The 12,458-nt window shown below is 70.9% G+C and carries 15 protein-coding genes; 6 read left to right on the top strand and 9 right to left on the bottom strand.

Annotation, left to right across the window (positions count from 1 at the left end):
* Nucleotides 1-23 precede the first annotated feature (23 nt).
* From NOO62_RS26585 to NOO62_RS26595, 3 genes are all read right to left on the bottom strand, one after another.
* Nucleotides 24-893, bottom strand: coding sequence for an ABC transporter permease (locus NOO62_RS26585; RefSeq protein WP_268773363.1), 870 nt, complete (start codon nt 891-893; stop codon nt 24-26).
* Complete coding sequence (locus NOO62_RS26590; protein WP_268773364.1) at nt 890-1,666, bottom strand: ABC transporter ATP-binding protein; 777 nt, start codon at nt 1,664-1,666, stop codon at nt 890-892. The genes NOO62_RS26585 and NOO62_RS26590 overlap by 4 nt, the downstream gene beginning before the upstream one ends.
* A gap of 201 nt (nt 1,667-1,867) precedes the next feature.
* Complete coding sequence (locus tag NOO62_RS26595; RefSeq protein ID WP_268773365.1) at nt 1,868-2,284, bottom strand: Fur family transcriptional regulator; 417 nt, start codon at nt 2,282-2,284, stop codon at nt 1,868-1,870.
* Between the two features lie 152 nt (nt 2,285-2,436).
* Here NOO62_RS26595 and NOO62_RS26600 point away from each other — a divergent pair, with 152 nt between their 5' ends.
* Nucleotides 2,437-3,906 (top strand): catalase, encoded by a 1,470-nt coding sequence (locus NOO62_RS26600; protein ID WP_321170604.1) that lies wholly within the window; start codon nt 2,437-2,439, stop codon nt 3,904-3,906.
* Nucleotides 3,907-3,975: 69 nt separating this feature from the next.
* On the opposite strand, the gene NOO62_RS26605 is transcribed toward NOO62_RS26600, so the two are convergent.
* On the bottom strand, nt 3,976-4,377 hold the full coding sequence (locus NOO62_RS26605; RefSeq protein WP_268773367.1) for a cyclic nucleotide-binding/CBS domain-containing protein: 402 nt from the start codon (nt 4,375-4,377) through the stop codon (nt 3,976-3,978).
* Nucleotides 4,378-4,556: 179 nt separating this feature from the next.
* Nucleotides 4,557-5,357: a histidinol-phosphatase gene (hisN, locus tag NOO62_RS26610; protein ID WP_268773368.1), complete on the bottom strand. Its 801-nt coding sequence runs from the start codon at nt 5,355-5,357 to the stop codon at nt 4,557-4,559.
* Between the two features lie 138 nt (nt 5,358-5,495).
* Between hisN and NOO62_RS26615 the strand changes: the two genes are divergently transcribed.
* Entirely contained in the window at nt 5,496-6,101 is a 606-nt protein-coding gene (locus tag NOO62_RS26615; RefSeq protein WP_268773369.1) for a TetR/AcrR family transcriptional regulator, read from the top strand.
* A 37-nt stretch (nt 6,102-6,138) separates the two neighbouring features.
* On the opposite strand, the gene NOO62_RS26620 is transcribed toward NOO62_RS26615, so the two are convergent.
* From NOO62_RS26620 to NOO62_RS26635, 4 genes are all read right to left on the bottom strand, one after another.
* Entirely contained in the window at nt 6,139-6,462 is a 324-nt protein-coding gene (locus NOO62_RS26620) for a DMT family transporter (protein WP_150186121.1), read from the bottom strand.
* 111 nt (nt 6,463-6,573) lie between these two features.
* The gene (gene rsgA / locus NOO62_RS26625) at nt 6,574-7,584 is read right to left on the bottom strand and encodes a ribosome small subunit-dependent GTPase A (RefSeq protein ID WP_268773370.1); all 1,011 of its coding nucleotides are present in this window, start codon (nt 7,582-7,584) and stop codon (nt 6,574-6,576) included.
* 17 nt (nt 7,585-7,601) lie between these two features.
* Nucleotides 7,602-8,951, bottom strand: coding sequence for a 3-phosphoshikimate 1-carboxyvinyltransferase (gene aroA, locus NOO62_RS26630; RefSeq protein WP_268773371.1), 1,350 nt, complete (start codon nt 8,949-8,951; stop codon nt 7,602-7,604).
* Nucleotides 8,952-8,983: 32 nt separating this feature from the next.
* Nucleotides 8,984-9,706, bottom strand: coding sequence for a M50 family metallopeptidase (locus NOO62_RS26635; RefSeq protein ID WP_268773372.1), 723 nt, complete (start codon nt 9,704-9,706; stop codon nt 8,984-8,986).
* 49 nt (nt 9,707-9,755) lie between these two features.
* Here NOO62_RS26635 and NOO62_RS26640 point away from each other — a divergent pair, with 49 nt between their 5' ends.
* The 4 genes from NOO62_RS26640 (at nt 9,756) to rsrA (ending at nt 12,452) form a co-directional block, all read left to right on the top strand.
* A complete protein-coding gene (locus tag NOO62_RS26640) occupies nt 9,756-10,574 on the top strand; it encodes an SOS response-associated peptidase (RefSeq protein ID WP_268773373.1) in 819 nt (272 codons plus the stop codon).
* A 1-nt stretch (nt 10,575) separates the two neighbouring features.
* Nucleotides 10,576-11,229 (top strand): alpha/beta family hydrolase, encoded by a 654-nt coding sequence (locus NOO62_RS26645; protein ID WP_268773374.1) that lies wholly within the window; start codon nt 10,576-10,578, stop codon nt 11,227-11,229.
* Nucleotides 11,230-11,460: 231 nt separating this feature from the next.
* On the top strand, nt 11,461-12,144 hold the full coding sequence (locus tag NOO62_RS26650) for a sigma-70 family RNA polymerase sigma factor (protein ID WP_055563701.1): 684 nt from the start codon (nt 11,461-11,463) through the stop codon (nt 12,142-12,144).
* The gene (rsrA, locus tag NOO62_RS26655; protein ID WP_150216284.1) at nt 12,141-12,452 is read left to right on the top strand and encodes a mycothiol system anti-sigma-R factor; all 312 of its coding nucleotides are present in this window, start codon (nt 12,141-12,143) and stop codon (nt 12,450-12,452) included. Before NOO62_RS26650 ends, rsrA begins: the two co-directional genes overlap by 4 nt.
* Nucleotides 12,453-12,458 lie beyond the last annotated feature (6 nt).

Raw genomic sequence — 12,458 nt, forward strand, 5'->3', positions numbered from 1 at the left:
GGAGCCTCCCGGGGGCAGGTTGGTCACGACTGGCTCCGGCCCCGGTCCCGGGGAGCCCACGGAGTGAGCAGCCGGCCCGCGATCCGCACCAGCTCGGAGAAGACGACGCCGAGGACGGCCACACAGACGATGCCGACGAACATCACGTCGTTCTGGAAGAGGGCCCGCGAGTCGAAGATGAGGTGCCCGAGCCCGTCGGCCGCCGCGATCTGCTCCGAGGCCACGATCACGAGGACCGCGACCCCCGCGGCGATCCGCGCGCCGACAAGGACGGCCGGCAGGGACGCGGGCAGCAGGACATGGCGGAACATCTGCCAGGGCGAGGCGCCGAAGACCTGCCCGGCGTCACGGTGCCCGGACGGGACGGCGAGGACCGCGGCCATCGTCGAGATCCAGACGAAGAAGAAGACCGTGGCGGCGACGAGCGCGATCTGCGGGCCCTCGCCGAGGCCGAACATGTTGAGGAAGACGGGCAGCAGCGCCAGCTTGGGCACGACGTACAGGGCGTCGAGCGTGGGCTCCAGAGCGGCCCGTACGACGGACAGGGAGCCCATCAGAAGGCCCAGCGCGTACCCGGCGACCGTCCCGATCGCGTACCCGGCGAGCACGCGCTTCAGCGTGGCCCACACGTCCGGCCACAGCTCACCGTCGGCGGCCCGGTGCCAGCCGTCCTCCAGGATCGTCTGCGGCGCGGGGTAGACGCGGTCGTCGATCCAGCCGCTCACCGCCGCGAGCTGCCAGAGCAGGATCAGCGCCAGGGGGACACCCATGGCGAGCGACAGTTCCAGGGCGCGGCGCCTGCGATGGGTCCGGGCGGGATGCAGCTCCTGGGGGCCGGGGCGCCGCACCAAGAGGCCCTCGTCCCCGCGCGCCTTGTCCGTGACGGTGCTCATGCGACCGCCCTGACGCCGACCTCGCCCCGCAGCAGCTCCCACAGCTCGCTCTTGAGCGCGGTGAACTCCGGTGCCGCCCGCACCTCTCCGCTGCGGGGGCGGGGGAACGGCGGGCGGCGTTCGGCGATGAAGCGTCCCGGTCCGGCCGACATCACCAGGACGCGGTCGCCGAGAACGATGGCCTCTTCGAGGCTGTGCGTGATGAAAAGGGTGGTGGTTTCCGTGGTCTGCGTGAGGGCCAGCAGCTCATCCTGAAGGATGGTGCGGAGTTGGGCGTCGAGGGCCGCGAAGGGCTCATCCATCAGGAGGATCTCGGGCTCCACCGCCAGGGCGCGGGCGATGGCGACGCGCTGGCGCATGCCGCCGGAGAGGGTGGCGGGGTAGGCGTCGGCGACGTCGGCGAGGCCCATGCGGGTCAGCCACCGTGTGGCGCGGGCGTTCGCCTCGCGGCGCGGGACCTTCTGGATGTCGAGGCCGAAACGGACGTTGGCCTGCACCGTCTTCCAGTCGTAGATGCCGTAGTCCTGGAAGATCATGGCGACGGGGCGCCGCGCGGCCGTGCGGATGCTCAGCTCGCCGGAGGTGGGTCGCAGCAGGCCGGCTGCGATGCGCAGGAGCGTCGACTTCCCGCAGCCGGAGGGGCCCACCACGCAGGTGAAGTCGCCGGGTGCGATGGTCAGGTCCAGGGGGCCGAGTGCGTGCACCGCCCCGGCGGCGCGGCCGAACGTTCGGGTGAGTTCGTGGGCTTCTAGTTTCGGGTGCGGGTCTCCCACGGGGATCTCCTCGCGGAGGGCGTACGGACATGGGCCCGCCGACGATATGACGGCCCGTCAGTTTCTGGAAGCCCCGAGAGCGCACGGAAGTCCCCGGAGTGCGAGGAAGCCCCGAGAGCGCGCGATATTCCCCGGAGTACGCGGAAGCCCCCGGCGCCACAGAGGGCGCCGGGGGCTTCGCGTGTGCAGGGGGGAGGGTGGCTACGCGCCCGCGCAGTTGGGGCAGACCCCTCGGTACGTGACCTCGACGTCCTCGACCGTGAAGCCGAAGCGCTCCGAGTCGGGGAGGCTCGCCAGGGGGTTGCCCGTGGGGTGCACGTCACGGATCGCGCCGCAGCGGGCGCAGACCAGGTGCTGGTGGGGGCGGTGGGCGTTCGGGTCGTACCGCTTCGCGCGGCGGTCGGTCGAGACCTCGAGGATCTCGCCGAGGGTCACCAGCTCGCCCAGCGTGTTGTAGACGGTGGCGCGGGAGATCTCGGGCAGCTTGTCCGCGGCGCGGGCGTGCACTTCGTCCGCCGTGAGGTGGACGTGGTCCCCGTCGAGGACCTCGGCCACGACGCGTCGCTGCGCTGTCATGCGCCAACCGCGTCCGCGCAGTCGTTCCAACAGGTCACTCATGGAAACCAGCCTAACAGGCAGGGGACCTAAATCCCGAACGGGTGTGACTTTGGATTCTCGCTTGACTTAGACAAAGTCTATCGTAGGATCTAGTACGGCGAAGGCGGGAACCGCACGCCATGGGCAGCACGCCAAGGACAGGACTTGCAGGTATGACGCAGGAGGCGCACGTGACGCAGGGACCGCTCACCACGGAGGCCGGAGCGCCGGTCGCCGACAATCAGCAAAGCGAGACCGCGGGCCTCGGCGGTCCGGTGCTCGTGCAGGACCAGCTCCTGCTGGAGAAGCTCGCCCACTTCAACCGTGAGCGGATCCCGGAGCGCGTGGTGCACGCCCGTGGCGCGGGTGCCTACGGCACGTTCACGCTCACCCGTGACGTCTCCCAGTGGACGCGCGCCAAGTTCCTCTCCGAGGTCGGCAAGCAGACCGAGACGTTCCTGCGCTTCTCCACCGTCGCCGGCAACCTCGGCGCGGCCGACGCGGTGCGCGACCCGCGCGGCTGGGCGCTGAAGTTCTACACCGAAGAGGGCAACTACGACCTCGTCGGCAACAACACCCCGGTCTTCTTCATCCGGGACGCCATCAAGTTCCCCGACTTCATCCACACCCAGAAGCGGGACCCCTACACGGGCTCGCAGGAGGCGGACAACGTCTGGGACTTCTGGGGCCTCAGCCCGGAGAGCACCCACCAGGTGACCTGGCTCTTCGGCGACCGCGGCATCCCCGCCTCGTACCGCCACATGGACGGCTTCGGCTCGCACACCTTCCAGTGGAACAACGAGGCCGGCGAGGTCTTCTGGGTCAAGTACCACTTCAAGACCGACCAGGGCATCAAGAACCTCACGCAGGACGAGGCCAACAAGCTCGCCGGTGAGGACCCCGACTCCCACCAGCGCGACCTGCGCGAGTCGATCGAGCGCGGCGACTTCCCGTCCTGGTCCGTGCAGGTGCAGATCATGCCGGCGGCGGACGCGGCGACCTACCGCTTCAACCCGTTCGACCTCACCAAGGTGTGGCCGCACGCGGACTACCCGCCGATCGAGATCGGCAAGCTGGAGCTCAACCGCAACCCGGAGAACGTCTTCGCCGAGGTCGAGCAGTCCATCTTCAGCCCCGCCCACTTCGTGCCCGGCATCGGCCCGTCCCCCGACAAGATGCTCCAGGGACGCCTCTTCGCCTACGGCGACGCCCACCGCTACCGCGTCGGCATCAACGCCGACCACCTGCCGGTGAACCGCCCGCACGCCACCGAGGCGCGCACCAACTCCCGTGACGGCTTCCTGTACGACGGCCGCCACAAGGGCGCGAAGAACTACGAGCCGAACAGCTTCGGCGGCCCCTTCCAGACGGACCGCGCGCTGTGGCAGCCCGTTCCCGTCACCGGCGCCACGGGCAACCACGAGACGCCCCGGCACGCCGAGGACAACGACTTCGTGCAGGCGGGCAACCTCTACCGCCTGATGTCCGAGGACGAGAAGAACCGCCTGGTCGACAACCTGGCGGGCTTCCTCGCCAAGGTCTCGCGCGAGGACATCGTGGACCGCGGCATCAACAACTTCCGTCAGGCCGACGGAGACTTCGGCAAGCGGCTGGAGGCCGCGGTCCAGGCCCTGCGCGGCTGACCAGCACCACTTGTCGTAGAGAGACGGCGGGCCGGTTTCCCCTCGGGGGACCGGCCCGCCGCCGTGCTCTCACCCCGTCAACTGGGCCGCCGCGCGCCGGTCGGGCGCCCAGCAGCGGATGATGTCGCGCACCGAGACGATGCCCGTGGGCTCGTTCCCGTCCATGACGATCAGATGCCGGAAGCCGCCGTGGGCCATGGCGTCCGCCGCTTCCTCCAGGGTCCATGCCGGGGTGGCGAAGACGACTTCGGTCGTGGTGTGGGTGCCGGCGATCTCGGTGTCCGGGCTCTGGCCGAGGGCGAGGGAGTTGAGGACGTCGCGCTCGGTCAGGATGCCGAGCCCGTAGGTGTCGGGGTCGAGGACGACAGCTGCTCCGACGTGGCGCGCTGACATCAGCCTGGCCGCCTGGCGCAGGGTGTGGGTGGGGCCGATGGTCAGGACCACCGTGCTCATGGCGTCGCGGACGAGCATGGGCGTGAGCCACCTCCTTGGTGAAACCGCGGCCTCCCGGTGGGCGAAGGATTGCCTCCGCTACCTGCTGGAGAACGGATTCACAAGTTCACAAGTGGGGGGACTCATAGAGTCGCAGCCCCGCAGGGGGCCAGCAAGGGGCCGGGCGGGGTCAGTTGCTGCCTCCGGTCGGGGGCCGGTCAGTACCGCTGGTTGAGGTAGCCGAGCAGTTCGTCGTGGAGCAGGCCGTTCGACGCCGCCGCGTTGCCGCTGTGGGGGCCGGGCCTGCCGTCGAGGCCGGTGAAGGTGCCGCCCGCCTCCGTCACCACGATCGCGGTCGCCGCCATGTCCCAGAGCGAGAGCTCCGGTTCGGCGCAGATGTCGACCGAGCCCTCGGCGACCATCATGTACGGCCAGAAGTCGCCGTATCCGCGCGTGCGCCAGACCGACCGCGTGAGGTCGAGGAACCCGTCGAGGCGGCCCTGCTCCTCCCAGCCGGAGAGCGAGGAGTACGCCAGCGAGGCGTCCGCGAGCCGCGAGACCTTGGAGACCCGCAGCGGCGTCGCCGAGGTGAGGGAGCGGCCCGTGTAGGCGCCGCCGCCCTTCGCGGCCCACCAGCGGCGGCCGAGCGCGGGCGCCGAGACGACCCCGACCACCGGCTGGTAGCCGCCCTCGCCCGCTTCCGTCAGGGCGATGAGGGTGGCCCACACCGGGACGCCGCGTACGTAGTTCTTGGTGCCGTCGATCGGGTCGACCACCCAGCGGCGCGGTCCCGTGCCCTCGACGCCGTACTCCTCGCCGAGGATCGCGTCGCGCGGCCTGGCCCGCTGGAGGTGGCCACGGATCAGCTCCTCGGCGGCCTTGTCGGCCTCGCTCACCGGCGTCATGTCCGGCTTGGTCTCCACCTTCAGGTCGAGGGCCTTGAACCGGTCCATGGTCACGGCGTCGGCGGCGTCCGCGAGGACGTGGGCGAGACGCAGATCATCGTGGTAGTCGGGCATGGGTGAACAGTATCGATCTCGATCGACACGATCCACAGGGCCGTGCCGCGCGCACCGGGCACATGCTGCCGGAGCTATTGACAGTGCCGCCGAGCGCGTCAACTCTGGCACGGGAGCCGCTCTGACCCGGAGGCGACGATGCCTGCAGCACGGGAATCCTTACTGGACGCGGCGTACACAGCGCTCGCGCGACGGCCGTGGCCCGGTGTCCGCATGGTCGATGTGGCGGCGACCGCCGGGGTCTCCCGGCAGACCCTCTACAACGAGTTCGGCAGCAAGGACGGCCTCGCCCGCGCCCTGCTGCGGCGCGAGACGGACGGCTATCTGCACGGCGTCGAACGCGCACTCGCCGAGGAGCGCGAACCCGCCGACCGGCTCGCCGCCGTCGCCGCGTGGACGGTGGGCGCCGCCCGCACCAACGTCCTCGTGCGCGCCGCCCTCACCGGCTGCTGGAGCGAGCGCCTTCCCGCGCCGAGCCGCGCCGCCGGATCGACGTCCTCCGTGCCCGCGCAGCGCCGCGCGGACGCGGGAGTGCCCTCCGCAGGGGAGCTGCTCGCCCTCGTGCGGGACCGCGCGGTCCTCGCGCTCGGCGGCCGCGGCCGCGTCAGGGACCCCGACCTCGCCCGCGCCTGTGAGAGCGCCGTCCGCCTCGCCCTGTCCTACGTCATCGCGCCCGCCGGGAACGACGACGACCCCGCGGAAGTGGTCCGCGGGGCCATCGGGCGCTGGGTGGGGGCCAAGTAGGCGTACACGCACGGGATTCAGTGCGCCCCGGTTCACCTCAGTGCGCCGAGCCCGACAGCTGCAGGCCGATCACGCCGATGATGACGAAGGAGATCGAGACGATCTTCAGCGTGGAGACCAGGTCACCGAGGAAGATCATCCCGTAGATGGCCGTGCCCGCGGCGCCGATGCCCGTCCAGACCGCGTACGCGGGACCCACGTCCAGCTTCCGCAGCGCGAGCGTCAGCAGACCGAAGCTGCCCAGGGCGAAGCAGGCGAACGCGATCGTGGGCCAGAGCCGGGTGAAACCGTGGGACAGCTTGAGACAGACCGCGAAGCCGGTCTCGAGGATCCCCGCGACGATGACCAGCAGCCACGCCATGTCCTTGCCTCCCGTACTCGCCCGCGTCCCGAGGCCGCTTCGTCTGGCTTGAATCCGGCTTGGTGCGATTATGCATTTACCTTTGCCGTCCGGGCGCGAACAACGCAGAGATCAGTCGTCTTCGCGCCGCTCCCGTGTGGCGAGCAGCCTGCGCAGGGAGTAGAGGCGGGACGGATCCGCGTGCCCGGCGGCCACCCACGCGTCCAGGGCGCAGTCCTTCTCGTCGTGGCTGCAGCCGCGCGGGCACTCCACCGTCCCCGGCTCCAGATCGGGGAAGGCGAGGATGACGCGCGACGGGTCGACGTGGTTGAGGCCGAACGACCGCACGCCCGGCGTGTCGATCACCCAGCCGTCGGAGCCCTCCAGGGGGAGCGCGAGGGCGGAGGTCGTCGTGTGCCTGCCGCGGCCCGTGACCGCGTTGACGTGCCCCGTCGTCCGCCGCCGCTCCTCCGGTACGAGTGCGTTGACGAGCGTCGTCTTGCCGACCCCGGAGTGCCCGACGAAAGCGGTGACCTTGCCGTCGAGCAGCTCGTGGACGCGCGCGAGCTCCGCGCCGTCGGTGAACTCCTCGCGGCTGGTGACGACATAGGGGATGTCGAGGGCGGCGTACGTCTCCAGGAGCTTGTCGGCGGAGGCCAGGTCCGACTTGGTGAGCACGAGGATCGGCTCCAGGCCGCCGTCGTACGCCGCCACGACGCACCGGTCGATCAGCCGCGGCCGCGGTTCGGGGTCGGCGAGGGCCGTGACGATGGCCAGCTGGTCGGCGTTGGCGACGACCACCCGCTCGTACGGGTCGTCGTCGTCCGCGGTGCGCCGCAGGACGGAGCTGCGCTCCGAGATCCGCACGATCCGCGCGAGTGTGTCCTTCTTGCCGGAGAGATCCCCGACGACCGCGACCCTGTCACCCACCACGGCGGCCTTGCGGCCCAGTTCGCGGGCCTTCATCGCCATCACGACGCGGTCGTCGACCAGGACGGTGAGCCTTCCGCGGTCGACGGTGAGGACCATGCCCTCGGCGGCGTCCTCGTGCTTGGGCCTGATGTGGGTGCGGGGGCGGTTGCCCTTGCGGTTGGGGCGGACGCGGATGTCGTCCTCGTCGGGGTTCTTGCCGTAGCGGCGCATGGTTCTCGATCCGCCCGTCAGTTCCCCAGCATCCCGGTCCAGAGGTCGGGGAAGTCAGGGAGCGTCTTCGCCGTCGTCGCGACGTTCTCGATCTGTACGCCGTCCACCGCGAGGCCGATGATCGCGCCCGCCGTCGCCATGCGGTGGTCGTCGTACGTGTGGAAGATGCCGCCGTGCAGTCGGCGCGGCTTGATGTGCAGGCCGTCGGCGGTCTCCGTGACGTCGCCGCCGAGCTCGTTGATCTCCTTGGTGAGCGCGGCCAGGCGGTCCGTCTCGTGCAGGCGCAGGTGGGCGACGCCGCGCAGCGTCGAGGGGGAGTCCGCGAGGGCCGCGACCGCCGCGATGCCGGGGGTCAGCTCGCCGACCTCGCTGAGGTCCACGTCGATGCCGTGGACCGACCCGGAGCCGGTGAGGACCAGACCCTGCTCGGTCAGCTCGCAGGAACCGCCCATCTCGGTGAAGATCTCGCGCAGCGCGTCGCCGGGCTGCGTGGTGTGCGCGGGCCAGTCGGGGATCGTGACCGTGCCGCCGGTGATCAGGGCGGCGGCGAGGAACGGCTGGGCGTTCGACAGGTCGGGCTCGACGGTCAGGTCGCGGCCGAGCAGGGCGCCCGGGGTGACCCGCCACACGTTCGGCTCGCCGCCCGCCTCGGGGGTGTCGACCTGCGCGCCGACCGAGCGCAGCATGTCGACGGTCATCCGGATGTGCGGCATCGACGGCAGCGCACCGCCCACGTGCCGGACCTCCACGCCCTGGTTGAAGCCCGGGCCCGAGAGCAGCAGGGCGCTCACGAACTGCGAGGACGACGACGCGTCGATCTCGACCCGGCCGCCCTCCAGGGCGCCGCAGCCGTGCACGGTCAGCGGCAGCGCGCCGGGCGTTCCCCGCGTGTCGTCGATGCGGGCGCCGAGCACGCGCAGCGCGTCGATGACGCCGTGCAGCGGGCGCTCGTACGAACGGGGGTCGCCGTCGAAGTGGATGGGGCCGTCGGCGAGGGCGGCGACCGGCGGCAGGAAGCGCATGACCGTGCCGGCGTTGCCGACGTCGACCGTGGCCGGGCCGCGCAGGCCCGAGGGGATCACGCGCCACGCCTCGCCGGTGCCGCCCTGGCCGCCCGCGACGGAGGAGCTCGACGACACGGTCTCCTCGATGCCGACGCCCATCGCGCGCAGCGCGCCCGCCATCAGCAGCGTGTCCCGGGAGCGCAGCGGGCGGCGCAGCCAGCCCGGCTCGGCGGCCAGCGCGGCCAGGACCAACGCACGGTTGGTGACCGATTTCGAACCGGGGACGTGGACCGTCGCGGTGACGGCTCCGCTTGCGTGCGGGGCGGGCCAGAGGGCGGTGTGCTGCGCCGGGGTTTCGGTCATGCCCTCACTTTAGTGGCTGGCAGGGACGCCGCTCAGACGTCCAGGAGCCAGCGGGCGCCGCCCATCAGGGAGCAGAGCGAGACGGCGTGGAAGAGGAAGAGCCACAGGCCCGCCGGGACGTGCGTGAGCCGGGAGAGCTGATCCGCGTCCGAGTCGCCCGCGCCCCCGCGTCTGCGCTTGGACTGCAGCTCGAAGGCGGGACGTACGCCTCCCAGGAGCAGGAACCACACCACCGCGTACGCGAACGCCGCCTGCACGTCCGTGTTCGCCAGCCAGGAGACGACCAGGAACGTGCCGCCGGTGAGGATCACCGTCAGGGCGCCGTACGCGTTGCGGATCATCACCAGCATCACGACGAGCAGGGCCGTCGCGATCCACAGGAACGCCGTGATGCGTCCCGAGTCGAGCAGCGCGGCGCCGCCGAGGCCGAGCAGCGGGGGAGCGGTGTAGCCGGCGGCCGCGGTGAGGATCATGCCGAGGCCCGTCGGCTTGCCGCGCGAGACGGTGAGGCCCGAGGTGTCCGAGTGCAGCCGGATGCCGTCGAGGCGGCGCCCGGTGAGCAGCGCGACCAGGCCGTGGCCGCCCTCGTGCGCGATGGTGATCGCGTTGCGGGCGACGCGCCACACGTTGTGCGGGACGACGACCGCGAGGGCGACGACGCCCGCCGCGATCACCAGCCACTGCTCGGGCGCGGCCTGTGTGCCGAAGACGCGGTCCCAGAGGTCGGTCAGACTGGCGTTGGCGGTGCTTTCCATTACTGGGACGGCTCCCTCAGGTCGTGCGCGGTCTGGCAGTCTGGCACGTATGTGCGGACGGTTTGCATCCAGTCGTAGGCCCGAGGATCTCGCGGCGACCTTCGAGGTGGAGAAGTGGGAGGAGCCCCAGGAGGAGTTCGCCCCCGACTTCAACGTGGCGCCCACGAAGGAGGTCTACGCGGTCCTCGACCGCCCCCTGAAAGACGCCGACGACCCGCGTCCGGTTCGCCAGCTCCGCACATTGAAGTGGGGCCTCGTCCCCTCCTGGTCCAAGGCGCCCGAGGGCGGCGCCCGGATGATCAACGCCCGCGCGGAGACCGTCCACGAAAAGCCCTCCTACAGGCGTGCCTTCACCTCCCGCCGCTGCGTCATCCCCGCCGACGGCTATTACGAGTGGGTGACCGCCCCCGAGGAGCGGCAGCTGGAGGTCGAGGGCAAGAAGAAGCGGCCGCGCAAGCAGCCCTACTTCGTGACGCCCGCCGACGGCTCGGTCTTCGCCATGGCGGGGCTCTACGAGTTCTGGCGGGACAGGACCCTCCCCGACGAGCACCCCCTCGCCTGGTGGGTGACGTGCACGGTGATCACCACGGAGGCGGAGACCGCGCCCCTCGCCGACGGCCCCGACGAGGGCCCGCGCTCGCTCGCGGACATCCACCCGCGCATGCCGCTCATGCTGACGCCGGATCGCTGGGACGGCTGGCTCGACCCGTCCCGCACGGACGTCGAGGACCTGCGCACCCTCCTGGAGCCGCCGCCGCACGGACTGATGCGGGCCTTCCCGGTGTCCACCGCCGTCAGCAACGTGCGCAACAACGGTCCGGAGCTCCTGAAGGAGCTGGACGGCCCCGAAGAGGGCACACTCTTCTGACGTGACCAAGGACGCACCGAAGAGCGAGCTCATCCCGACCGACGCCGGTGAGGCGCGCATCACCTGGCACCCGGCCCCCGCCGGGACCGCCCGCCTGCTGCTCGCCGTCAGCCACGGCGCGGGCGGCGGCATCGAGGCCCGCGACCTCCAGGCACTCGCCGCCGCCCTGCCCGCGCACGGCGTGAGCGTCGCCCTCGTCGAGCAGCCCTGGCGCGTCGCGGGCAAGAAGCTCGCACCCGCGCCGAAGACCCTCGACACGGGGTGGCGCGGCATCTGGCCCGCACTGGAGAAGAAGGGGCTGCCGGTGATCTCGGGCGGCCGCAGCGCCGGTGCCCGCGTCGCCTGCCGCACCGCCACCGAACTCGGCGCCGCCGCCGTGCTCGCCCTCAGCTTCCCGCTGCACCCCCCGGGCAAGCCCGAGAAGTCCCGCGCCGACGAACTGCTCGGCGCCGGCGTGCCCACCCTCGTCGTGCAGGGCGGCAACGACCCCTTCGGGAAGCCCGCCGAGTTCCCCGAGGGCACGTACGAACTGGTGGAGATCCCGTTCGGCGACCACGGATTCGCCGTGCCCAAGCGCGCCGACATCGGACAGGACGAGGCAGTGAAGCGCATCACGGACGGAGTCACCCGCTGGGCGGGAATGCTGGACGCGTGACCTCTGTTGTGGCGGACAGACGGTAAACGCCGTCGACAGCTGTTCGTACGAGAGGGAGTCCGCCGCATGGGTTCGACCATCTGCCCGAACCGCTCCAGCGCCTCTGACCTGGAGTGGACGGTGCTGAGCGCACCCAAAACCGCATCTATTCGGGCGGCGCGGGGTGCGGGTCGTCGTCTATCCTCCGATTCGAGTGGGGCTGCTTTCGGCCTCACCACGTCGTTGGAGGAGGTGGGTCCGGTCACTGGGACCGACGCAGGGACCGAGCACGGCCAGGCGGAGCAGCCCCGAGAGAGTTCGGAGAAGTCCGAGACGGCCGCGGAGCGCACGGCCCGCTTCGAGCGGGACGCGCTGACGTTCCTCGACCAGATGTACTCGGCGGCGCTGCGCATGACGCGCAACCCGGCGGACGCGGAGGACCTGGTGCAGGAGACCTACGCGAAGGCGTACGCGTCGTTCCACCAGTTCCGTGAGGGCACGAACCTCAAGGCGTGGCTGTACCGCATCCTCACCAACACGTTCATCAACTCGTACCGCAAGAAGCAGCGCGAGCCCCAGCGCAGTGCCGCCGAGGAGATCGAGGACTGGCAGCTTGCGCGCGCCGAGTCGCACATGTCCACCGGTCTGCGCTCGGCCGAGTCGCAGGCGCTGGACCACCTGCCCGACACGGACGTGAAGCGGGCGCTGCAGGCGATCCCCGAGGAATTCCGCATCGCCGTCTATCTGGCCGACGTAGAGGGCTTTGCGTACAAGGAGATCGCGGACATTATGGGGACACCCATCGGTACGGTGATGTCCCGACTGCACCGGGGCCGCCGCCAGCTGCGCGGCATGCTGGAGGACTACGCCCGTGAGCGCGGGCTCGTCCCGGCGGGTGCCGGGGAGTCGAACGGAACGAAAGGCTCGGGCTCATGAGCTGCGGAGAGCCGCACGAGACTGACTGCAGTGAAGTCCTGGACCATCTCTATGAGTTCCTCGACCACGAGATGCCGGACAGCGACTGCACCAAGTTCGAGACGCACTTCGAGGAGTGCTCTCCGTGCCTGGAGAAGTACGGCCTCGAGCAGGCGGTCAAGAAGCTGGTGAAGCGCTGCTGCGGTCAGGACGACGTCCCCGTCGACCTGCGGGCCAAGGTCATGGGCCGCATCGACCTCATCCGCTCCGGGCAGGCCGTGCCCGAGCAGGACATCACGCAGGACACCACGGCCGCCTCCGAGGCCTGAGCGCCT

It is taken from the genome of Streptomyces sp. Je 1-369 (genome assembly GCF_026810505.1).
Taxonomy (GTDB): Bacteria; Actinomycetota; Actinomycetes; order Streptomycetales; family Streptomycetaceae; genus Streptomyces.